The organism is Pseudomonas sp. P7759 (genome assembly GCF_013386445.1).
In the GTDB taxonomy this organism is placed as follows: domain Bacteria; phylum Pseudomonadota; class Gammaproteobacteria; order Pseudomonadales; family Pseudomonadaceae; genus Aquipseudomonas; species Aquipseudomonas azotoformans_A.
Window position 1 is genome coordinate 19,985 of the sequence record NZ_JACART010000034.1, and the last position, 21,492, is coordinate 41,476.

General features: G+C 60.9%; 25 protein-coding genes. 14 read left to right on the forward strand and 11 right to left on the reverse strand.

Going from position 1 to position 21,492, the window contains the following annotated elements:
* Window positions 1-11: 11 nt before the first annotated feature.
* The gene (locus HX823_RS22715) at window positions 12-971 is read right to left on the reverse strand and encodes a diiron oxygenase (RefSeq protein WP_038850781.1); all 960 of its coding nucleotides are present in this window, start codon (window positions 969-971) and stop codon (window positions 12-14) included.
* 80 nt (window positions 972-1,051) lie between these two features.
* A complete protein-coding gene (locus tag HX823_RS22720) occupies window positions 1,052-1,837 on the reverse strand; it encodes a crotonase/enoyl-CoA hydratase family protein (RefSeq protein ID WP_177076816.1) in 786 nt (261 codons plus the stop codon).
* 107 nt (window positions 1,838-1,944) lie between these two features.
* On the opposite strand from HX823_RS22720, the gene HX823_RS22725 reads away from it, so the two are divergent.
* The 3 genes from HX823_RS22725 to HX823_RS22735 all read left to right on the forward strand — a co-directional run bounded on the left by HX823_RS22725 (window position 1,945) and on the right by HX823_RS22735 (window position 5,763).
* The gene (locus HX823_RS22725; RefSeq protein WP_038850778.1) at window positions 1,945-2,742 is read left to right on the forward strand and encodes a helix-turn-helix domain-containing protein; all 798 of its coding nucleotides are present in this window, start codon (window positions 1,945-1,947) and stop codon (window positions 2,740-2,742) included.
* A 103-nt stretch (window positions 2,743-2,845) separates the two neighbouring features.
* Complete coding sequence (locus tag HX823_RS22730; RefSeq protein ID WP_177076818.1) at window positions 2,846-4,399, forward strand: DUF726 domain-containing protein; 1,554 nt, start codon at window positions 2,846-2,848, stop codon at window positions 4,397-4,399.
* 41 nt (window positions 4,400-4,440) lie between these two features.
* Window positions 4,441-5,763 carry an Nramp family divalent metal transporter gene (locus HX823_RS22735; RefSeq protein WP_177076820.1) on the forward strand — a complete coding sequence of 441 codons (1,323 nt, stop codon included), beginning with the start codon at window positions 4,441-4,443 and terminating at the stop codon, window positions 5,761-5,763.
* Window positions 5,764-5,787: 24 nt separating this feature from the next.
* Here the strand turns inward: HX823_RS22735 and HX823_RS22740 are convergent, their stop codons facing one another.
* The 3 genes from HX823_RS22740 to HX823_RS22750 form a co-directional block, all read right to left on the reverse strand.
* Window positions 5,788-6,165, reverse strand: a complete 378-nt coding sequence (locus tag HX823_RS22740) for a type II toxin-antitoxin system VapC family toxin (protein ID WP_177076822.1) — start codon at window positions 6,163-6,165, stop codon at window positions 5,788-5,790.
* A complete protein-coding gene (locus tag HX823_RS22745) occupies window positions 6,162-6,521 on the reverse strand; it encodes a type II toxin-antitoxin system Phd/YefM family antitoxin (protein ID WP_235165522.1) in 360 nt (119 codons plus the stop codon). The genes HX823_RS22740 and HX823_RS22745 overlap by 4 nt, the downstream gene beginning before the upstream one ends.
* 141 nt (window positions 6,522-6,662) lie before the next feature.
* On the reverse strand, window positions 6,663-7,595 hold the full coding sequence (locus HX823_RS22750; RefSeq protein WP_038850770.1) for a LysR family transcriptional regulator: 933 nt from the start codon (window positions 7,593-7,595) through the stop codon (window positions 6,663-6,665).
* Window positions 7,596-7,713: 118 nt separating this feature from the next.
* On the opposite strand from HX823_RS22750, the gene HX823_RS22755 reads away from it, so the two are divergent.
* The 3 genes from HX823_RS22755 to HX823_RS22765 all read left to right on the forward strand — a co-directional run bounded on the left by HX823_RS22755 (window position 7,714) and on the right by HX823_RS22765 (window position 8,919).
* A complete protein-coding gene (locus tag HX823_RS22755; RefSeq protein ID WP_033901583.1) occupies window positions 7,714-8,202 on the forward strand; it encodes a DMT family transporter in 489 nt (162 codons plus the stop codon).
* A 4-nt stretch (window positions 8,203-8,206) separates the two neighbouring features.
* Window positions 8,207-8,659: a DMT family transporter gene (locus HX823_RS22760; protein WP_038850769.1), complete on the forward strand. Its 453-nt coding sequence runs from the start codon at window positions 8,207-8,209 to the stop codon at window positions 8,657-8,659.
* Window positions 8,660-8,748: 89 nt separating this feature from the next.
* A complete protein-coding gene (locus HX823_RS22765) occupies window positions 8,749-8,919 on the forward strand; it encodes a metallothionein (protein WP_016977247.1) in 171 nt (56 codons plus the stop codon).
* A gap of 29 nt (window positions 8,920-8,948) precedes the next feature.
* On the opposite strand, the gene HX823_RS22770 is transcribed toward HX823_RS22765, so the two are convergent.
* Entirely contained in the window at window positions 8,949-9,221 is a 273-nt protein-coding gene (locus HX823_RS22770; RefSeq protein ID WP_177076824.1) for a hypothetical protein, read from the reverse strand.
* A gap of 146 nt (window positions 9,222-9,367) precedes the next feature.
* Here HX823_RS22770 and HX823_RS22775 point away from each other — a divergent pair, with 146 nt between their 5' ends.
* From HX823_RS22775 to HX823_RS22785, 3 genes are all read left to right on the forward strand, one after another.
* Window positions 9,368-10,132, forward strand: coding sequence for a helix-turn-helix transcriptional regulator (locus HX823_RS22775; protein WP_177076875.1), 765 nt, complete (start codon window positions 9,368-9,370; stop codon window positions 10,130-10,132).
* 90 nt (window positions 10,133-10,222) lie between these two features.
* Window positions 10,223-10,396, forward strand: a complete 174-nt coding sequence (locus HX823_RS22780; protein WP_080642457.1) for a DUF1427 family protein — start codon at window positions 10,223-10,225, stop codon at window positions 10,394-10,396.
* 30 nt (window positions 10,397-10,426) lie between these two features.
* The gene (locus HX823_RS22785; RefSeq protein ID WP_177076826.1) at window positions 10,427-11,386 is read left to right on the forward strand and encodes a zinc-binding alcohol dehydrogenase family protein; all 960 of its coding nucleotides are present in this window, start codon (window positions 10,427-10,429) and stop codon (window positions 11,384-11,386) included.
* A 9-nt stretch (window positions 11,387-11,395) separates the two neighbouring features.
* Here the strand turns inward: HX823_RS22785 and HX823_RS22790 are convergent, their stop codons facing one another.
* From HX823_RS22790 to HX823_RS22800, 3 genes are all read right to left on the reverse strand, one after another.
* The gene (locus tag HX823_RS22790; RefSeq protein WP_177076828.1) at window positions 11,396-12,421 is read right to left on the reverse strand and encodes a purine nucleoside permease; all 1,026 of its coding nucleotides are present in this window, start codon (window positions 12,419-12,421) and stop codon (window positions 11,396-11,398) included.
* 14 nt (window positions 12,422-12,435) lie between these two features.
* A complete protein-coding gene (locus HX823_RS22795) occupies window positions 12,436-13,383 on the reverse strand; it encodes a nucleoside-specific channel-forming protein Tsx (protein WP_177076830.1) in 948 nt (315 codons plus the stop codon).
* 155 nt (window positions 13,384-13,538) lie between these two features.
* Complete coding sequence (locus HX823_RS22800) at window positions 13,539-14,477, reverse strand: AraC family transcriptional regulator (RefSeq protein ID WP_177076832.1); 939 nt, start codon at window positions 14,475-14,477, stop codon at window positions 13,539-13,541.
* Window positions 14,478-14,738: 261 nt separating this feature from the next.
* Between HX823_RS22800 and HX823_RS22805 the strand changes: the two genes are divergently transcribed.
* The gene (locus tag HX823_RS22805) at window positions 14,739-15,998 is read left to right on the forward strand and encodes a sugar ABC transporter substrate-binding protein (RefSeq protein ID WP_371317978.1); all 1,260 of its coding nucleotides are present in this window, start codon (window positions 14,739-14,741) and stop codon (window positions 15,996-15,998) included.
* An 18-nt stretch (window positions 15,999-16,016) separates the two neighbouring features.
* Window positions 16,017-16,790, forward strand: a complete 774-nt coding sequence (locus HX823_RS22810) for an L-iditol 2-dehydrogenase (protein WP_177076836.1) — start codon at window positions 16,017-16,019, stop codon at window positions 16,788-16,790.
* A 137-nt stretch (window positions 16,791-16,927) separates the two neighbouring features.
* On the opposite strand, the gene HX823_RS22815 is transcribed toward HX823_RS22810, so the two are convergent.
* Entirely contained in the window at window positions 16,928-17,620 is a 693-nt protein-coding gene (locus HX823_RS22815; protein WP_177076838.1) for an NUDIX hydrolase, read from the reverse strand.
* A 147-nt stretch (window positions 17,621-17,767) separates the two neighbouring features.
* Between HX823_RS22815 and HX823_RS22820 the strand changes: the two genes are divergently transcribed.
* From HX823_RS22820 to nadE, 3 genes are read left to right on the forward strand one after another with little or no spacing between them, the layout of a single operon-like run.
* Window positions 17,768-18,415, forward strand: coding sequence for a nicotinamidase (locus HX823_RS22820; protein WP_038846683.1), 648 nt, complete (start codon window positions 17,768-17,770; stop codon window positions 18,413-18,415).
* A gap of 11 nt (window positions 18,416-18,426) precedes the next feature.
* The gene (gene pncB, locus HX823_RS22825; protein ID WP_177076840.1) at window positions 18,427-19,644 is read left to right on the forward strand and encodes a nicotinate phosphoribosyltransferase; all 1,218 of its coding nucleotides are present in this window, start codon (window positions 18,427-18,429) and stop codon (window positions 19,642-19,644) included.
* Window position 19,645: 1 nt separating this feature from the next.
* The gene (nadE, locus tag HX823_RS22830; protein ID WP_177076842.1) at window positions 19,646-20,455 is read left to right on the forward strand and encodes an ammonia-dependent NAD(+) synthetase; all 810 of its coding nucleotides are present in this window, start codon (window positions 19,646-19,648) and stop codon (window positions 20,453-20,455) included.
* Here the strand turns inward: nadE and HX823_RS22835 are convergent, their stop codons facing one another.
* The gene (locus HX823_RS22835) at window positions 20,456-21,487 is read right to left on the reverse strand and encodes an ABC transporter substrate-binding protein (RefSeq protein WP_033897411.1); all 1,032 of its coding nucleotides are present in this window, start codon (window positions 21,485-21,487) and stop codon (window positions 20,456-20,458) included. It lies immediately after the preceding gene.
* Between the last annotated feature and the right edge of the window lie 5 nt (window positions 21,488-21,492).

Consider the following 21,492-nt stretch of genomic DNA (forward strand, 5'->3'; position numbering starts at 1 on the left):
GCACGCTGTTTTTAAACGGTGGTGGCCGGTTCGCTCATCACTGCCTGCTCGGGCAGCACCGCTTCGGGGTGTATGCCAATGGAGCTGAGGATCTCGGGCATGGCCGAGTAGTCCGCTTCGCCGGTCTCGGTAAATTGAGTCGGTAGCAGCAGCGATTGATCGCCGAACACTTCGAGCAGTTGCGGCAGGATGATTCGCCACGCCGAAATCTCGCGCATCGGGAAGATCCGGATCGAGTTGGCGATGCCGCGAGTGAACAGGGCGGTTTGCTGCGCGGTGAAGTCACCTACCACCTGTTGTACGAACAGCGGGAAGATGTGCTTGTGCACCAGTTCGTCTTTTTTGTGCAGGGCCACCACGTGGCGGAACACCGGCTGGATGTCTGGCGCGTCGCTGAGGTCGGCCAGGTAGTCGCTGATAAACGTTTCCGAGACCAGCGAAAAGGCCAGGCGGTAGACCTTGAAATCTGCCTCGGACAGGGTGGCCTGGGCCTGGCTCAAGTGGCGGGTCAGTTCCAGTTCCGGCCATTTGATGCGCATGCCGCGCTGAGTGATCGCCAGTTCACACATGTTGATCGAAAACAGCGTGTGATAAGCCTCATCTGCCAGGGTTTCGGAAATCGTCGCGGCGCTGGCGGAGCTCAGGCGTGAGCCGAGCTGCAGCAGGTCGATGCAGGACGGGCAGATGATTTCGGTTTCGATGGCGATGGTTTTCTGGTTGTAGATCACCCAGCCGGCCGACAGGATCAGCAGCTTCAGGGCATGCGGGTAGTTCTGATAGTGCGGATCATGGGCGAAAGGTAACAGGGCCTCGAGAAAGTCCGGCGCCTGCAGGTCTAGCTGGATATCCGGGCGTTGGGAATCGAGCTTGATCTGTGCGCGTTTGTGCCAGCTGCGTTCGATTTTGATCAATCGTTCATCGGTCGCGTCATTGCTGCGATAAAGATCGTCTTGAGTGCTGTGCTGAAACATGGTTTCACCGGGTTGAGAGTGAGTTGTGAAGGCCATCCATGGTTTGCCGAGGTGCGCTCGGCAACGTTCACGACCGGGAATTACACCGCTGGCGCGGTCTGGATCTTGTCCTTCTTGCGATCGAGGAAGTCCGCCAGGCGATCCTGTGTACGGATGTCGGAAGACACCACGGCGGCGATCAAGGCTTCCGTCATCAGGCCGTCCTGCTGGCTTTGATCGACAATGCGCGGCAGCACGTGGGTCACTGCGTAGTTGGTCATGGGCAGGTTGCCGGCGATTTTGTGCGCCAACTCGGTGGCCATGAGCACCGCCTGGCCGACCGGCACCAGGTACTGGGCCACGCCACGTTCATAGCTTTCCTTGGCGTAGAGCGTGCGGCCGGTGAGCATCATGTCGGTCATCAGGGCGATGCCGGCGATGCGTGGGAAGCGCACCGAGGCGCCGACACCCACATACAGGCCGCGCATGGCTTCGGGCAGCGAGAAGAAGGCGCTGTCATCCACCACGCGCAGGCTGCAGGCCGTGGCGATTTCCAGGCCACCACCGATGGCGGCACCGGTAATGGCGGCGACGACGGGCACCTTGCCGAACTGGATCAGTTCAAAGGTCTTGTGCCATTCGCGGAAGGCCTGGACGTTATCGATCACCGATTGGTCGCGGATTTCCGACAGATCCAGCCCCGTGCAGAAATGCTGGCTGGTGCTGTAGAGCACCGCGGCACCAATGCCCTCGGGTATGTTGGTGAAGGTGTCGCGCAGTTCGTGCATGACTTCCAGAGACATGGCGTTTCGCTTCTGCGGGCGGTTGAGACCCACCATCAGAACGGCGCCGTCTACTCGTACGTCCAAGTAGTTTTTGACACTCATTTTCCGAATATCCCTTCGATATGAACCCAACTTGGGGAGCGACGATTCTAGGTGGCAGAGTAGTGGCCCGCTTGCTATGTCAGGTCATACTTTGACAAAATCGGGCCATGCCACCCACCTTCACCTATTCCCCTTACGAACCCGATAGCCCCGAAGCGGTGGTGACGCTGCGCGAGTACCCGTCCGGTACGGTGTTTCCACGGCATACCCATCGTCGTGGGCAGTTCGCGTATGCATCCACGGGCGCGTTGAAAATGTTCACTGACCTGGGTAATTGGGTCGTGCCGCCGCAGCGTGCCATCTGGGTGCCGGGCGGGATTTCCCATGAGATGCACATGCGCGGCGATGTGGTGATGCTTAATACCTACCTGGACGACGATGCGGCCCGGCGCGCAGGGTTGCAGGACTATTGCCAGGTATTTGGCGTCTCGCCACTGTTGCGCCATCTGCTGGAAGCGGCGCTGGCGATTGGGCCATCGGCCTCGCCCAGCGTGCGCGACCGTTGTGTGCTGACCCTGTTGATCGATGAAATCGGCGCCATGCCCGAGTTGCCCCTCAGTGCGCCGTTGCCCTCCGAAGCGCGCTTGGCCCGTTCTTGTCAGCGTTTCCTTGAGGCGCCGACGCAGAAGATCTCCATCTGCGAGATGGCCGATTGGTCGAGCATGAGCCGGCGCACCTTTACCCGTAACTTTCGTGAATGCACCGGCATGACCTTTGTGTCCTGGCGCCAGCAGGTGTGCCTGTTGGAGGCGACGGCGCGGCTCAGTCATGGCTCGTCCATCACCGATGTGGCGTTTGAGTTGGGGTTCAGCAGTTCCAGCGCGTTCACTTCAGTGTTCCGCCGCAACCTGGGCGATTCACCGGCGCGCTACCTGGCCAAGTCCAAGGCGGCCTCTCTGTTTTGAAAGGATGATGAGGCCAATGCGGTGCCTTTTCCCCCAGCGGTACCACGTTGAACCCCGCCCTTTGTTACTATCGCCGTCCCTCGTTACCAGGAGTCATTGCCCCATGCAGCACCAGTGGGATGAAATGCACCGCACCCGCAAGCCCACGTTCCTGATGTGTGGTGAGCCCGAGGGTGATGTGCTTAATCTCTATGTCCACGGTTATTCGGCGTTCTTCAACCGGCAACAGCTGGGCAGCTTCAAGGCACAGTTGGCGGGTATCGAAGGCTCGACCAACCTGATGCTGTTCTGGCCGGCGGGGCATTTCCTGGAAAACCTGTTCGCGCCGTTCAAGGACGTGATCGGCGCGATGCTTGGCGGCGGCAGCCTGGGTGCAGCCACTGTGGGCGTGGGCAAGGCGATTGCCTACTTTCTCGACCACTATAAAAGCGTCGAGGCGCGGGTAGATGAAGTTGCCAGGAGCCTGCTGCCGGAGCTGGCCGCCTACCTGCAAGGTGAATCCCTTGAAGTGCGGCGCATCAACCTGATCGGCCATTCCCTGGGTGCGCGCATCCTGGTCAAGAGTTTGCTGGCCAGCCCTGATACCGCCCGCGAGCTGCCGTTGGACAACCTGCTGTTGATGGGTGGGGCGATCTGCACGTCCAGCCCGTGGGATGACGTGTCCGCGCCGCTAAAAGGGCGCGTGATCAATTGCCACTCCAGCAAGGACTGGGCCTTGGCCCTGAAACCGGATACCGAGCGTTGCATCGGCCGCTATGCGATTCCGGTAACGCCGGCGCTCAAGGCCAAGGTCACTAATGTGCACCTGGCGACCTTCGATCACGCCGCCTACTGGCCGCAGTTGCAAACGGTGGTGCAGTACACCGACCTGCTGCACGAGCGGCGCGGCATGATCCGCTCCGACCAGCGCAGCGCCGACGTGCGTTTTGCCGAAGAGGACGCGGACCTGTTCCCGGCGTTGGTCCAGGCGCGGCCTGAGGAGTTGAAGTTCCTCGCCGAGTTGATGGCGCAAAAACGTAGTGCATCCATAGACGCCAGCGTGCGCGAGCCGCTCAAGCTGGCCCTTGAGTTGCAGCGCATGGGCGGCGATACCTTTATGAACCTCGCCCGAGGCCATGGCGTGAGTTACCGCCAGATCGCCGAAGATGTGGTGCAGCGGCTGGGTATCAAGTTCGATGAGCCGCTCGATACCGTCGAATTGGCTGACCTTGAAACCCAGGTCGCCGAAAAACTCATCGAACAGTACAAAGACAAACTCAGCCACGCGGACCGGCTGGTGTTCGACGCGGAACTCAAGGCTGCCGCGCAAAAGGAGCAGGGGCTGTTCAGGCGTTTTGACATGGGCCGGTCGGCCACCACTGCGTTGAGCGGTACAGCGCTGGCCGGGTTGACCGGCTTTATCCTGCGACGCGGTGCGGCCACGGCGATTCCGGTGGTGGGGCAGGCGGTAGCAGCGGCGATGCTGGTGGTGAGCGGCGTGCGCGCGTTTTCCGGCCCTGCGTATTCGATCACCACCCTGGCGGTGCTGGTGATCGGCGTGATTCGCCAGCGCATGGAGCGTGAAGCACTGAACCAGGAGATGGACCTGGTGGTGCAAGTGGTCGAGGCGTTCGACCTGCCACGGGACACGGTGATGCGCACGGTTGCGTCCGACTGATAAGCTGCGCCTCTGTCTTGTGTGTTTGCCTGGGATACCGCGTGAAATTCAGCCTGCCAAAAATCGCCACCGCCCCGTTCTGCCCGCCGGAAGTGGCGGGTTCTGTCGCCGTTGATCCCAAGGCTTCGTTCTTCAAGCGCATCCTCATGTTTGCCGGGCCTGGGCTGCTGATCTCTATCGGCTACATGGACCCCGGTAACTGGGCCACGGCCATCGAGGCCGGCTCGCGCTACGGTTACAACCTGTTGTTTGTGGTGCTGCTGGCCAGCTTGGCAGGGATGGCGGTGCAGTGCCTGTGTTCAAGGTTGGGCATCGCCACCGGCAAGGACCTGGCGCAACTCTGCCGTGAGCGCTATAGCCAGCGGTCTGCACGCACCCAGTGGGTGCTGGCGGAAATCTCGATCATCGCCACCGACCTTGCCGAGGTGCTGGGCTGCGCCCTGGCATTCCACCTGCTGCTGGGGGTGTCGCTGACCACCGGCATTGTCATCACCGCCTTCGACACACTGCTGATCCTGGCCCTGCAGAACCGTGGTTTCCGCCGTTTGGAAGCGATCATGCTGGCGCTGGTGGCTACCATCGGCGTGTGTTTCTTTATCGAACTGGTACTGATCAAACCCTACTGGCCGGACGTGTTCAGTGGTTTTACGCCGTCACTGTCGGCCATCAGCGATGCCGCGCCGTTGTACCTGGCCATCGGCATCCTCGGTGCCACGGTAATGCCTCATAACCTCTACCTGCACAGTTCCATCGTGCAAACCCGCCTGATCGGCAAGGACCTGGCGAGCAAACAGGACGCGGTCAAGTTGGCGCGCATCGACACCATCGGCTCCCTGGCCCTGGCGCTGTTGGTCAACGCCGCGATCCTGGTGCTCGCCGCCGCAGCGTTCCACAAGACCGGCCACACTGAGGTGGTCGAGATCCAGGATGCCTACCACCTGCTTGACCCGCTGGTCGGCGGTGCCTTCGCCAGCATCCTGTTCGGCATTGCCTTGCTCGCCTCCGGGCAAAGCTCCACCTTTACCGGCACCATCGCCGGGCAGGTGATCATGGAGGGCTACCTCAACCTGCGTATTCCCTGCTGGCAGCGGCGTTTGATCACACGTGGCCTGGCGCTGATCCCTGCGTTTTTGGGAGTATGGCTGATGGGCGACGATGCTATCGGCAAATTGCTGATCCTCAGCCAGGTGGTGCTCAGCCTGCAGTTGCCGTTCGCGCTGTATCCGCTGATCCGCATGACGGGTGACAAGCAACTGATGGGGCCATTCGTGAATCGGCTGCCGACACGCTTGCTGGCGTGGTTTCTGTTTGCGGTGATCAGTGGGGCGAATGCCTGGTTGATAGGGCAGTGGGTGTTTGGGTAGGCGCACCGAAGCAATTGGGACGACTCACACCAGGATTGCCAGGGACGTGTATTGGGCAACCTGCGGATCGGCGGTCAATAGCTTCATGGGCTCGCTGATGGCGGTCGCAATGATGAGCCGATCAAACGGATCCTTGTGATGGTGCTCAAGGTCCTTGACCGCGATCGCATGTTCTGGGGTGATGGGCAGTTCGACGAATCCGCTTTCCAGGCAGTACTCACGGATTTCATCCAGATCGACGGTGAGTCTCCCCAGGCCGACCTTGATCGAGATCTCCCAGAATGTTGCAGCGCTGATGTAAATCTCTGCTGCGTTCTCAATCAGCTTCCTGGCTTTGCTGGATAGCTTAGGATCCTCACTCAGCGTCCAAAGCAGAATATGGGTATCCAGCAACATTCTCATAAGCGGTTGCCTTCGAAGGCATCCAGTAGGTCGTCAGGCAAGGGTGCATCGAAGTCTTCAGGAATGACGAGCTTGCCCTTCATTGCACCGATTCTCCGACCCTTGGATTTGCCGACGGGCACAAGCTGAGCCATCGCACGTCCATGCTTGGCAATGGTAATGATCTTGCCGGCGGCAGCTTCATCAACCAGTTTCGACAGATTATTTTTCGCTTCGCCCAGAGGTACGGTCGTCATGTGGTTATCTCCGTATTTTGGCCAAATATAGCCAAAACTACGTGCACTATCAAAGACGGCCAGACCGCTGGCTGAAGCAGCTCGCGCAGCGCGCGATATTTTGGGGTAAGTGAATTCCATGGCAGCTCTCTCAAAAAGATATTGTCAGAGTCTGCCGCAGCCTGCAGAGACCAGAAATACTGGCCCGGAAAATCAGAACGGACCTACCTATTTCTGTAAGGAAATTTCCTTCATGGCGACGTTCTTCTCGACTTGGAAAGGTCACCGATCCCAATACGGCACCGCTCCAAAGCACTCCACAAAATAATCAATCACCGTGCGCACCTTCAGCGACAGGCGCCGGCTCCCCGGCCACAGCGCCGCAATTTGCTGGGGCTCCAATGTCGTCGCTACTTCGTACTCTGTCAGCACCGCCTGCAAAGTGCCCGCCCGCAGACTGTCGCCGATCAACCAGGAGGGAAACACCACCAGCCCCAGCCCTTGTTCGGCGGCGTAGGTGAGCGTGTCGGCGTGGTTGCCGGTGATCGGGCCCTTGACGCTATAAGGAGTCCAGTCGCCCTGGCCCTTGCGGAAGAACCAGCGTTGCTGGCCGGTAATGCCTTTGTAGGCCAGGCACTGGTGGTTGATCAGTTCGTCAGGATGCTGCGGTGTGCCGTGTCGGGCCAGGTAGGCCGGGCTCGCGGCGATGCGAAAGCGTTGGGGCGCGAAGATGCGCGCCTGCATGCTGGAATCGTTGAGCACGCCGATCCTAAAAAGCAGGTCGGTGCCGTCCTGCAACGGGTCGACATAGGTGTCGGTTTGCTGAATATCCAGTTGCAGCTTCGGATAACGCCGGCACAACTCGCCCAGCCAGGGGGAGAGATGGCGCTGGCCGAACACCATCGGCGCATTGATGCGCACTAGGCCGCTAGGCTCGCTTTCCTGTTCCTGCAGCGCCTGGCCGGCGGCTTCCAGTTGTTCCAGCATCAACCGCGCATGTCGCCCGAGCAAGCGCCCGGCCTCGGTGGGGCTGACGGCGCGGGTGTGACGGTAGAGCAATTGCTGGCCTAGGGCCTGTTCCATCAGCTGGATCTGCCGGGAGATGGAAGAGGGCGCCAGGCCCTCACGGCGTGCCACTTCGGAGAAGCTGCCCAAGTCCAGCACGGCGACGAACAGGCGCAGCGCCTTGAAGCTCAGTTCATTCAAGCCTTGCATCGTGCCTCCAGGCTGTGCGTTTTGCGCAAAGGTGTTGTTGGCATGCTCCCATTTATCGCACAGAACGGCCACCGGATAATGCGTGCCATCCAATCCTTTGTTGATGTGCAGGTGATGTATGCAAGCAAGTTCCATCGAGGGCGTGGCGCCAGCCAAACCGAAAAAAAACGGCCTGCGGCTACTGCTTTTGCCGCTGGTGATCCTGGCTGGCATGGGCCTGTCGGTTGAAGCCGGCCTGCTCGGGCCATTGGGTGTGCAGGTCGGGCATTTGTGGGCCACCTTGAGCATCTTTGGCGTGGGCTCGGCGATCCTGTTTCTACTGCTGTTGTTCAGTGGTCCGCGAAAAGGCCCGGCGTTGTCCGAGCTCCCGCGCTGGCAGTTGATCGGCGGTTTTCTGGGGCCGATCTACGTGGTGGTACTGACCCTGGCCACGCCGCATATCGGCATCGCGATGACCATGATCGCGATTCTTTCGGGGCAAGTCGGCAAGAGCGTGCTGATCGACCATTTCGGCTGGTTCGGCGCGGCGCGCAAGCGGGTCAATGGCGAACGCTGGATTGCCTTGGCGTTGATTGTGGTGGCACTTGTTCTGATTGCGCGGGGTTAAGGCGATGAACCTGATTTTGTTGCTGGTAGTGGTAGTGGCCGCAGGTGCGGTGTTGAGTGTGCAGGCCGCCATCAATGGTCGCTTGGGCCAGGCAGTAGGCGTGCTGCGCGGCAGCCTGGTGACCTTTGGCGTGGGGGCGATTGTCACCGCATTGTTGATCTTGTTCTTTGAGCCGGCCCAGGCGGTGAGCCTGCTGGACGTGCCGAAGTGGCAACTGACTGGTGCCTTGTTCGGTGTGGTGTACATGATGGTGATGGTCGGCGCGGTGCCTGTCGTCGGCACGGCGGTGGCGACGGTGGCGGTGATCGTCGGGCAATTGGGCATGGGCATGTTGATCGACAACTTTGGTTGGCTGGGCAATCCGGCGATTGAGTTGTCGGGTGCGCGGATCGTGGCGATGGTCTGCCTGGCCCTGGCGCTGCTGTTCATGTACCGCAGCAATACCCGCGCCGACTGACGGTTTGAACCATCGCCGGCGGGCCGCAGTCCCTCATTAAGGTGCCGGCGCCCGCCGCACCGGGACGACCATGAAAAAGGAGTCTGACCATGCCAGATAAAACCTGTGCCTGCCCACACTGCAAGTGTGTGCTGGGAGCTGACGCGGTAATGAAGGACGGCAAGGGTTATTGCTGTCAGGGCTGTGCGGAGCATCATGCCCATGGTGAGCCGTGTGCGGCGGCGACCGGGTGCGAATGCGCCAAGTCCGCCAAAGGCTGACGTGCTTGGGGGAGCCGGCCAGCCGGCTCCTATTGATGTTCGAGTTCGAGCCGCAGGCTATGGTCGGCCAGGTGTCGACGATGCTTCACCACGCCACGGGTACGTCGTCCCTCCAGCGCAAACACCACCGTCTGCGCGTCACGTAGATCGTCCGGCAGCGGTTGAAACACTTTCAGTACCGTCCCATCGGCTTGGTGTTGCAAGCTCACTTGGCATTCGACATGCCGGGTAATCGGCCCGAACAGGGTGTCCTGGGTGTAATCGATCCGGGCCTTGCCGTTGACCGACAGTATTGCATCCATGGTCTCTCTCCTTGATCAAGCCTGTAGCGCACGCTTCCGAGCTGCGCCGGTATAAGCCAATGATCTCCGTGGTCCGTAAAAATTCACTCGGATTGTCGAACGGTGGTCATTACCATGGCGGCTAACCCTTGATTGATGTGTACATCATGGCCCTGGCTGCGCCTCCCGACCTCAGTGATCACGCCGTCCCCGTGCAGCCCTTGGCGCGTACTTATCCGCGTGGGCTGTACGTAGAACCGCATAGCCATGACTGGGGCCAATTGCTCTACGCCATGAGTGGCGTGATGTGGGTCGAGACGCCGCGCGAAGCCCTGGTGGTGCCGCCGCAACGCGCCGTCTGGCTGCCGCCGGGGGTGGAACATGGGATTCGCGTGGTGTCGGATTTGCAGATGCGCAACATCTACCTGCGCCCGGCACTGGCGGCCACATTGGACAGTCAGGTGCAGGTGATCGAAGTCGGTGGGTTGTTGCGTGAGCTGATCGTCACACTGGTGGACGAGGGCGATAACGGCGATGTGGCGTATTACGACGCCGTGGTCAGCCTGGCTTTGCTGGAGTTGCAGCGGGCGCGCCGCTCGCAGATCCGCATCGCCATGCCGGTGGACGCCGACCGACGGCTGATCAGCGCGTGCCAGGCGGTCATGGTTGCGCCGTCTCTGGAGGTCCCGTTCGAACAGCATGCCGAAGCTGCCGGCGCCAGTGTGCGTACCTTGTCGCGGCTGTTCCAGAATAACCTGGGCATGGGCTTTGCCGAATGGCGGCGCCAGGTGCAATTGGCCACGGCGGTGGCGGAGCTGATCCAAGGCCAGCCGGTCAGTGCCATCGCACGTTCCCTCGGCTATTCCCCCAGCAGTTTTAGCGACATGTTCCGCCGCGAACTTGGCGTGGCGCCTTCGCAGTACGTCGGCTGACGGGTTTGGCCGAAATCCTGAAGCACTTGGCCGATGCTTCAGGATTCAGCGCTCTAGACTGAGCGCATCCACCCACACGGCGCTGCCCCCATGAACTACCTGATTTCCCTCGCCATCGGCCTGTTTGTCGGCGTGATCTACGGCGCCTTGGATTTCCGTTCGCCCGCACCGCCGGCCATCGCCCTGGTGGGCCTGATGGGCATGCTGCTGGGTGAAAAGCTCTGGCCCATGGGCCGACAGCTGGTGGGCGCCTGGTTCTCCTGATCTTTCTCTTAACTTCGATGGGTATTGGCCATGAAAGCACTGCAATTTTCCGCCACCGGCGACCTCGCCGCCCTGCGCTTCGTTGATGTCGCCACCCCGGTGCCGGCCGCCGGTGAAGTGCTGGTGCAGGTCAAGGCTGCGGGACTCAACCCCAGCGACGTCAAAAACGTGCTCGGCCGCTTTCCCTACACCACTTTGCCGCGCATTCCCGGTCGCGATTTTGCCGGTGTGGTGGTGGAAGGGCCGCAGGCACTGCTGGGCCAGGAAGTCTGGGGCACCGGCCGCGACCTGGGCTTTTTCGCCGATGGCTCCCACGCCCAGTACCTCACCGTGTCGGCCAAGGGCGTGGCGCATAAGCCCAGCCATTTGAGTTTTGCCCAGGCCGCCAGCCTCGGTGTGCCCTATACCACCGCTTGGGATGCCCTGGAACGCAGTGGCGTGACCCAAGGCACGCGCCTGTTGGTGATTGGTGCCAATGGCGCGGTGGGCAGCGCGACCCTGGCCCTGGCAAAAATCCGTGGCGCCCAGGTGCTGGCCGCTGTACGTCGACCAGAGCAGGTCGAGGTATTGCAGGCGCAAGGCTTCGAAGCGATTGCCTTGGGCAGACCGGAAGAGCTCGGTGCGCAGGTCAATGCGGTGTTCAAGGGCGGTGCCGATGTGATCTTTGACACCACCGGTTTCTGGCTGCCGGCGGCCGTTGCAGGTTTGGCACCGTTCGGCCGCATCGCGATCATCGCCGCGCCGGTGGACGGCCATGTACAACTACCTGCACTGGCGCTGTATCGCAAAGGGGGCTCGGTGGTGGGGATCAATTCGTTGCTCTACAACTGCGAGCAGTGCGCGGTGATGCTGGAGCAGTTCGGACGATTCTTTGATGAGGGCCTGTTGCCGTTGCCCACCGGCCTGCGTGAAGTGGCGCTGGCCGATGGGGTGCAGTGTTATGAGGAGGTGAATCAAGGCAGCGCAGACAAAATCATCTTCCTGCCTTGATCCCGGCGGTCAGGCCTCGGGAACGCCTTTTTCCCACACCGACCAGTTCTTGAGGATCGCCTGTACCAGCGGGTTGCCCGTGCGGTACAGGTTCTCCAGCGCCGGTACAAAACCGCCCTGATCCGCGTACTTCAGCAGGTTGTCCACTTCGCTGTAGCCAGGGTACGGGCGGTCGAAGTCCGAGCCTGCACGAACCACCGCCAGGCGCTGGATATCCACCAGGCCTTCGCGGCTGGCGCGCAGCAGGGCTTCGTAGGTGGAGTTGTCTTCCTGTTGGGTCGTGCAGTATTCGCCTTTGTTGTCGGTCAACAGCTTGGTCCAGACCTCGGCGCGTTCGCTCAGGCGCGTGCCGGAAAACCAGGTGTTGCCCGCCAGGGTGTCGCAGCGGGTGACTTGCGGCGGCTGGTTGGCCGGGGCGGCGGGGTAGTGTTTGCGCCAGGCGGCGGATTCCTTGCTTTCCGTCAGCTCCACTTTCTGCGACAAGGCAAACGCCTTGGCCTGTAACTTGGGGTTCAGCTCAAACACTTCGGTCTTGTAGTCCAACGGTGGTTTCTCGTTGGGGCCTTTGGTGTTGATACCGATGTAGCCCGTCGGCCAATCCTTGGGCGCGTCCCGCGAATCCAACTCCCACTGGGTGCCGAATTCCACCAGGTAATGCGCCCAGGCGGCGGTGCCAATGGTGCCGTGCTTGGGGCTGATGCCGGCGATCCCGGCGATCAGGAAATAGCTCTGGCGCAGGTCGAATTTGGGCGACAAGGCCAAGGCCAGCGTGGACGCGGCGGCGTTGGTCTGGCCCATGCCGGTGACCAGCAGGCACACGTCCTGGGTGTTGCAGCGGATCACCGGGTATTCGGCCGACAGCCCTGGTACGCGGACTTCCTGCTTGAGTTCCAGGCGATCGATCCAGGTTTGCGCCTCAGGGGCGAACATGGTGATCAGCATCACCTTGGGTTTGATCGGTGTGGTATTGGCCAGCACCACGTGTGGCAGCAGCGCCAGGCCGACCGCCATTGAGAAACGTGTAAACGCGTTCATCTAAAGCTCCTTTATCAGAATTGGTAGCCCACGCCGGCGTAGTAACCCCAGCCATCGGAACGGGCGCGGAAGTTGCCTTCGCCAAAATTCAATTCACTGCCGTCTTCCCAGTTGCCGCCGTTATGGAAGTAACGGCCGACCAGGGTGAAACGCAGGTGGGTGAACGAGTACAGCAGCACATTGGTCGCGACCAGGGAGTTGGCGGTGCGCGCCGGGTTGTCCTTGTGCAGGTCGGAGCCGAAATCGTAGTTGGTGAAGCCGATGTAGGTCAGCGAGGCGCCGTTATCGAACTTGCCGATGGGCACGATGTACTTCATCTGCGCGCGGTAGCCGTCCCATGAGTATTCATTGCTGGCGCCGTAGTTTTCCCACTGGTAGCGCCCGTAGAAGTTGGCCGACAGGTTCACCCGCGAATGGGTGTCGATGTCGGTGCCGAGGCCGCTGTACAAGGTGTTGGCGCGGTTTTCCTTGCGGCTGCCATGGTCGTAGATCCAGTCGAACGCCACGTACCATTCCTTGAACGGCCCGATGGCCAGGCTTCGGCCCGCCAGGTAGTCGATGGAGATACGCGGCTCATGCTCCATAAATACCGGCGAGCCATGGTCCCACACGCCTTTGTCATTACTGTTACCGATGGTGAGGATCTTCGGCACGTCGATGTAGCCGTACAGCTCAAAAGGCCCCTTACGGCCGAAGTACTCGTATTCCAGGTAGACATCATCCTGTGGCTTGGGGCCGAAGCTGATGTCTTTGCTGCCGATCAATGTCAGGTCCTGGTTGAACCAATCCGACAGGTACACGCCTTTTTTCGCCGGGCTGGCTTCCGGGCTGAGGGTTTCGCCCTGTGCTGAGTCATCCACGGGTTTTTCCTGCGCCAAAATGGGGGCGCTGAGTACTCCCGTAACGGCGGCCAGTAGCAAGGAAACACCAAAGGAGGCAAGACGCCTTGAGGTGGGGTGCATTGAAAATCCCTATTCGTACGCGGTTTGAACCCGATTCTTCGGGTAAAGGTGAACTTGGCTGGCAAGTTCGTACCGCAAACGTTTGCACAGGCTGTACCAAGTTTGCTCAATCGGTTGATCAAATTGAAAAAAACGGGATTTAGTCGACCTTTTGGTCAGAATTGACTGGGTGTCATTTTTTCCATGTGCTGGAACAGGTGCATCGCGGTTTCCCGTCGATAGTCGCTCGGCGTCTGGTGCATTTCGATACGGAAGTGTCGATTGAAATTCGACAGATTGGCGTAGCCCACTTCAAAGCAGATGTCCGCCACCGACATGTCGCTTTGCAACAGCAGTCGGCAGGCGCGCTGTACGCGAAATTTGCGCATCAGGTCGATAAAGCCGTGGCCGGTGTTGCGCTTGAAGAAGCGTGAGAAGCCCGGTTCGCTCATCTCCAGCTGTTGCGCAATTACCGACAAGCGCACATCGCCGGTCAGCTCGCGCATCAGATAATCGAACGCCTTGTTGATGCGTTCGGCGCTGCGTGCATCCAACGTCGGCGCATAACACGGGCTGGCCAGGGCCTTGACCTGTTGCGTCGGGGCGTTCTTCAGGGTGTCGAGCAATTGCAGGAACAGTATCAGGCGTTGCAGGCCGTGGGCGCTGCCGATGGCTTCCATCAAGCATGCAGCCTGCAACGCGGTGTCGCCGGTGAATTCCAGCCCGCGCCGGGCATGCTCGAACAGCGGTTGCAAGTCACCGAGTTCCGGCAGGGTCTTGCGCAGGGCGAGGAGGGCGGCGCCGTCGAATTGCAACACCACGTCGCGACCGCTCAGGTATTCGCCGGGGGCGAGTTCACCGATCCAGTCGTGGGGCAGGTCGGGGCCGATCAGGGCCACATGGCCGGCACTGAACGCACCGATGTAGTCGCCCGCCACCAGTTTGCCGCTGCCTTGGCGGATCAGGTGGATTTCAAATTCGGGATGGTGGTTCCAGCGCGCCAGGTCGTAGGGGTAGTCATGTTCGAACCAGCGGAAGCAATGGTCAGGCTCGGGCAGGATCACTTCGAGTTCGGCGGGGCGGTGCTCGAACAGCTTGGCGCGGCTGATGGGCATGGTGGAATTCTTATGATGCTTGGAATTGCTCCAAAATACGCGCCTCAGTCATGAGCGCGCTACTCCTGGTTTCGCCGGGTACTGATACTTTTTTAACTTTCACACCCCGGTTAAAAAAGTACCAGTCGCCCATCCTCCAGGCGTTTGTGGGGGCTTGGCCAAGCTGCTGTAATCGGCGCTCAACAACAAAAACAACAGGTAGAAACCGCTATGTCCAAGCTCCCGCAAGCGTTGTTCCTGCTTTCCGGCCTGGCGCTGGCCATGCCCAGCCACGCCGCTGACACCGTGACAATCGCCACGGTCAACAACAGCGACATGATCCGCATGCAGCGCCTGTCCAAGGTGTTCGAAGCGCAGCATCCGGACATCAAGCTCAACTGGGTGGTGCTGGAAGAAAACGTGCTGCGCCAGCGCCTCACCACCGACATCGCCACCCAGGGCGGGCAGTTCGACGTGCTGACCATCGGCACGTACGAAACCCCACTCTGGGGCGCCAAGCACTGGCTGGAACCCTTGACCCAGCTGCCGGCCGATTATGACGCCGACGATATCTTCCCCTCGGTACGCCAGGGCCTGTCGGTCAACAACACCCTGTACGCCTTACCGTTCTACGGCGAAAGCACCGTCACCTACTACCGCACCGACCTGTTCAAGCAGGCCGGGCTGAGCATGCCCGCGCATCCTACCTGGACGCAGCTCGGCGAGTTCGCCGCCAAACTCACCGCCAAGGACAAGGACCAATACGGCCTGTGCCTGCGCGGCAAGGCCGGCTGGGGCGAGAACATCGCCTTGCTGAGCACCATGGCCAATGCCTTTGGCGCGCGCTGGTTCGACGAGCAGTGGAAGCCCGAGCTGACCAGCCCCGAGTGGACGGCGGCCGCCAACTTCTACGTCAATACCCTCAAGCAATACGGCCCGCCGGGCGTGTCCAGCAATGGTTTCAACGAAACCCTGGCGCTGTTCAACAGCGGCAAGTGCGCGATCTGGGTGGATGCCAGCGTCGCCGGTTCTTTCACCACCGACAAGAGCCAGAGCAAGGTCGCCGACAGCGTCGGTTTCGCTGCCGCGCCTACCGAAGTCACCGATAAAGGCTCGTCATGGCTGTATGCCTGGTCGCTGGCAATTCCGGCCACGTCCAAGCACAAGGACGCCGCCAAGGCCTTCATCAGTTGGGCGACTTCCAAGGAGTACATCCAGTTGGTCGCTGATAAAGAAGGCATCACCAACGTACCGCCGGGCACCCGACAATCTACCTACAGCGAGGCGTACTTGAAGGCCGCCCCGTTTGCCCAGGTGACCCTGGAAATGATGAAGCACGCCGACCCCGCGCACCCGTCTGCCAAGCCGGTGCCGTACGTAGGCATCCAATACGTGACCATTCCCGAGTTCCAGGCCATCGGCACCTCGGTCGGCAAGCTGTTCTCTGCGGCGCTGACCGGTGGCATGTCGGTTGACCAGGCCTTGCTGGAAGCCCAGTCCACCACCGAGCGCGAAATGAAACGCGCCGGCTACCCGAAATAACTTCTACAGGACCTTTTCATGAAACGACTTGAAGGCAAGAGCGCGCTGATCACCGGTTCGGCGCGTGGCATCGGCCGCGCCTTTGCCCAGGCCTACATCGCCGAAGGCGCCACCGTGGCCATCGCTGACATCAACCTGCAACGGGCCCAGGCCACCGCTGCTGAGCTGGGCCCACAGGCCTATGCCGTCGCCATGGATGTCACCGACCAGGCGTCTATCGACAGCGCGATTGCCGCTGTGGTCGGCCACGCCGGCAAGCTGGATATTCTCATCAACAACGCTGCATTGTTCGACTTGGCACCTATCGTCGACATCACCCGCGACAGCTATGAACGGCTGTTCTCGATCAACGTCGCCGGCACGCTGTTCACCTTGCAGGCCGCCGCGCGGCAGATGATCAGCCAGGGCCATGGCGGTAAAATTATCAACATGGCCAGCCAGGCCGGGCGTCGCGGCGAGCCGTTGGTGGCGATCTACTGCGCGACCAAGGCGGCGGTGATCAGCCTGACGCAATCAGCGGGCTTGAACCTGATCAAGCAGGGGATCAACGTCAACGCCATCGCACCAGGTGTGGTGGATGGCGAGCATTGGGATGGCGTGGATGCGTTGTTCGCCAAGCATGAGGGGTTGGCGCCGGGCGAGAAGAAAAAGCGGGTAGGGGACGAGGTGCCGTTTGGGCGGATGGGCACGGCGGAGGATCTGACCGGGATGGCGATTTTCCTGGCCTCGAAGGACGCAGACTACGTGGTGGCCCAAACCTACAACGTCGACGGCGGTAACTGGATGAACTAGAGCCGTACATCAATCCAAAATGTGGGAGCGGGCTTGCTCGCGAATGCGGTGTATCAGTCCCAGGTACGGCGGCTGACACACCGCATTCGCGAGCAAGCCCGCTCCCACAGGTGATTTTCGGTGTTCTTTAAAACGCGTTACTCGGCAAAACTGCGGTCGAAGAAGTAGATTTCTCCAGGTTTGAGAACCGTCACCGTCGCCTGGGGCCTGCCGCCTTCACCATTTTTCTTGCGCCCGGTCTCGCGCAGAAACCCCGCCTCAGTCAGCTTCAGCAAGCGCTGGCGAATACTGGTCTTCAACACCGGCCGCCCCAGCACCAGGGAAAAGATCATGGTCGCTTCCGGCGCGCTGAACTCATCACCCAGGAACATCAGCGGCAAGCTGCTGTACAGCGACTTGGAGAACAAGCGCTCCTGCACGGCGGCCACGATGCTGTTGTGATCGAACGGCAGCTTGATGCTGCCATCCGCGACCCCCGCCAGTGAAAACCAGGCCTGATGCTCACCCAGCGCTACCTCATCCGCCACGATCGCCAGGTAGTAAGTGGACGACGACCAACAGCGCGGATCACGAAACGCATCCCCCACCGTGCCCACCTGCTCGCTCCACGCCAGCGCCAGGCCCACTTTGTCGCTCGCCCGCAAGCGCTCCACCGCGTCCTTGAGGCTCAGATCTTGCACGCCGCCATTCACCACCACGCCCGGCAGCGCCCAGTGCCCGGCGAAGGGCTCGGCGTCGCGTTTGTTCAGCAGCAATTTCAGTTCCCCGGAGGCGCGGCAATAAAACACTACGCACAGGTCGACGGTGTGGAGGTAGGGGCTCAGGGGCATGTTGACGTCCTTCTAGACAGCGATGACGCACAGTCTAACCAATCGAGCAGATATGTCATGTACTTGCTCCAGGATAGATAACCAAATGTTTCTTGCAATGAAAGTACACGACGTGTACTTTTGTTTCCAGGCCACAGGAGAACCATCATGACCCTCTCGATATCCGCCATTGCTTCATTCGACGTCGACGCCCAGAAGAGCTTCACGCCGCTGTGCCCCAGTGAGTTGCCTGTGGCCGGTGGCGACCAGATCGGGGCCGAGCTCAACTACATGGCGAGCCTGGCCGGCCATCGCGTCGGCAGCAAGGACGCCCACACCCCGCACGCGCCCTGGGTGGTGTCGCAGCACAGCGAGATGCTGCAACCCACCGGCCTGGCCCACGCCGATGTGACCTGGGTCAGCCATTGCGTACCCGGCACCGAGGGTTTCACCTTGCTCGACGAATTGCCCACGCCTTATGACTACGACTACTTCATCTGGAAAGGCGTGGAACCCGACCTGCACCCCTACGGCGCCTGCTACCACGACCTGCACGACAAACTCTCTACCGGCGTGATCGAGTACCTGAAAGCCCAGGGCGTGACCCGCGTGATCGTAGGCGGCCTGGCTTTGGACTACTGCGTCAAGACCACCGCCTTGCAATTGCTCAAGGCCGGCCTGGAAGTGGTTTTGCACTTGCCGGCGTGCCGGGCCATTACACAGGAGGGCGGCGTACAGGCGGTCAATGAGTTGCTCAAGGCCGGTGCTGTCATCAGCAGCACCCGCGAAGAACTGGCCGCGATGGCCGCGCGTTAAGGAGACACACCATGGAAAGTGCCTACGACTACGAAACGCCCGTTATCCAGGGTTTGCTCGACACCGACTACTACACCTTCACCATGATGCAGGCCGTGTTGCACCAGTACCCCAATGTCGATGTGGAGTACAACTTCATTGTGCGGTCCAAGGAAAAGCTCGGTCACCTGATTCCCGAAATCCGTGCCGAGTTGGAGCAACTCGCCAGCCTGCGTATGCGCGAAGGGGAGCTGCGCTTTCTGTTCAACCCCCGCTTTCGCGAATACCTCACCCCGGACTACGAGCGCTTCCTCGGCCTGTTCCGCTTCAACCTGCGCTATATCCACGTCAGCGAAGTCGACGGCCAACTGAATATCCGCGTGGTCGGCCCGATGCTGCACTGCATCATGTTTGAACAGCCGGTCCTGGCCCTGGTCAGTGAGCTGCGCAACCGCAACAAATACCCCGACGTGACCCTGGAAGATGTCACCCGCAAGCTTTACCAGAAATTCGACTGGCTGCAGAAAAACCTCAGCCGCGAAGAACTCGCCGACCTGCGTGTGTCTGACTTTTCCACCCGGCGCCGCCTGTCGTTCAAGGCCCAGCGCGAAGTGGTCGACATCATGCGCCGCGACTTTCCCGGCCAGTTCGTCGGCACCAGCAATGCGCACCTGGCCTACGAATTCGATCTGCCGCTGATCGGCACCATGGCCCACCAATGGCTGATGGTGCACCAGCAACTGGGCCGCCTGCGTGAAAGCCAGAACGCCGCCCTGGAAAACTGGGTGCGCGAATACCGTGGTCGCCTGGGCATCGCCCTGACCGACTGCATCAGCACCGACTTCTTCCTCAAGGACTTCGACCTTTACTTCGCCAAGCTGTATGACGGCCTGCGCCAGGACTCCGGCGATCCCATCGCCTGGGCCGACAAAGTCTTGGCCCGCTACCAACAACTGGGCATCGACCCGATGACCAAGGACCTGATGTTCTCCGACGGCCTGAATTTCGAAAAATGCCTGCCGATCCTGCGGCACGTGCGTGGCAAGGCCAAATTCGGCTTTGGCATGGGCACCAGCCTGGCCTGCGATGTGGAGGGCGTCGAACCGCTGAGCATCGTGATGAAACTGGTGCGGGTGCACGGCGAGCCGGTGGTGAAGTTCTCGGATGACCCAATCAAGAACGTCTGCGAAGACGCCTCGTTTTTGCAGTATGCAGCACAAGTGTTCAATGTCGGCAGCGTGGAGGTGTGACATGCAAGCACGTATCGCACAGGAACTGAATATCAATCGGCAACTGGTCAAAGGCGGTGAAGCCAAAGAGATCCAGCGGCGCATCGACTTCATCAAGACCACCTTGCGCGGCGCCGGCGGCAAGGCGTTGGTACTGGGCATCAGCGGTGGCGTTGACTCCCTCACGGCTGGCCGTTTGTGCCAGTTGGCCATAGAGCAACTGCGCGGCGAAGACTACGCCGCGCGCTTCATCGCCATGCGCCTGCCTTACAAAACCCAAGCCGACGAAAGCGATGCCCAGGCCTCCCTGGACTTCATCACCCCGGACCAGATCGACACCCTCAACATCGCCGCCAGCGTCGACGGCCTCATGGCCAGCCTGACCGCCACTGAAGCCAGCGCCGCCCATGTCGATTTCATCAAGGGCAACGTCAAGGCACGCACGCGGATGATCGCCCAGTACGCGGTGGCTAACCTGCACAACGGCCTGGTGGTCGGCACCGACCACGGCGCTGAAGCGCTGATGGGGTTTTTCACCAAGTTCGGCGACGGCGCCTGCGACCTGGCGCCACTGTCGGGCCTGACCAAAACCCAGGTGCGCCTGCTCGCCACGGCCCTCGGCGCCCCGGACAACCTGGTACACAAACACCCGACTGCCGACCTGGAAGAGCTTGCGCCGGGCAAGCTGGATGAACAGGCCTACGGCTGCACTTACGCAGAGATCGACGCGTACCTGATGGGCGAGCCGGTGAGTGAGCGGGTGAGAACCCTGGTCGAGGGCGCGTACAGCAAGACAGCGCACAAGCGTGCGCTGCCGATTGTTCCCCTTTGATCAACGTTCGATAGACCGACTCCACCGTGCATTCCACTCCGGCCGCGCCTGGTTGACCTGGTCCCAATCAATCGAAATTGCCGTCTGCAAGTAACCCTGCATCGCTTCTACCCGTGCGCGGGTCTTGTCGGTGGTTGGCGTGGTCGGGTTGGACGGGATCTGGTCACCTTCTTCCAACGCCGGGGCCTGGGCTTGGGCGGTCAGCAAAAACGCGGCGAGTTTCTGCGCCAGTTCCGGCTGGTCGTTGCGCGCGATCACGCATTCGGCCACGTTCAGCACCACCGCGCCTTCCTTGGGTTGCGCATATTCCATGGGCACGCCGAGCAGTTTCTGGGTAGCGACCTGGGTGGGCGTCAGCGGGAAGATCGCGGCTTCATCGGTCTGCACCATTTCGGAGATCTTCGCGGAGCTGGCGATGTATTCCAGTACGTTGGGACCGACGGTTTTTGGCCAGGCCTTGAAGCCGGGGTCGACGTTGGTTTCGTCACCGCCCTGGAGGCGGTTGAACATCAGGAAACCATGCAGTCCGAAGGTGGAGGAGGCCAGGGACTGGAACACCACTTTGTCCTTGAAGCGCGGGTCGGCCAGGTCCATCCACGAGGTGGGTGCGGCCCAACCTTTTTCCTTGAACATCTTGGCGTTGTAGCCCAGGCCGGTAACGCCGAGGGTCACGGCCACGGCGTGTTCCTTGATCTTCGCCTTGGCGGGGATCTGCTCCAGGGTCGGGCTTGGCGCCAGCTTGTCGCACAACCCCATGGAAATTGCGCGGTACATGATGCCGTCGTCGAGGAACATCACGTGCATCTGCGGGTTGTCTTTGTTGGCCTGGACCTTGGCAAGGATGTCCGACGAGGTGCCGGGCACGATCACCACCTTGACGTTATTGGCCTTTTCAAACGCGGGCAGCACCTTGTCGGCGTAGACCCGTTCCATGGTGCCGCCGTTCATGCCCAGGTACAGCGTGGGCGCGGCGTGCACCGTTGAGGCGAGCAGGGCGAGGGACAAGCAGGACAGCGCAATACGTGGGTTCATGGATG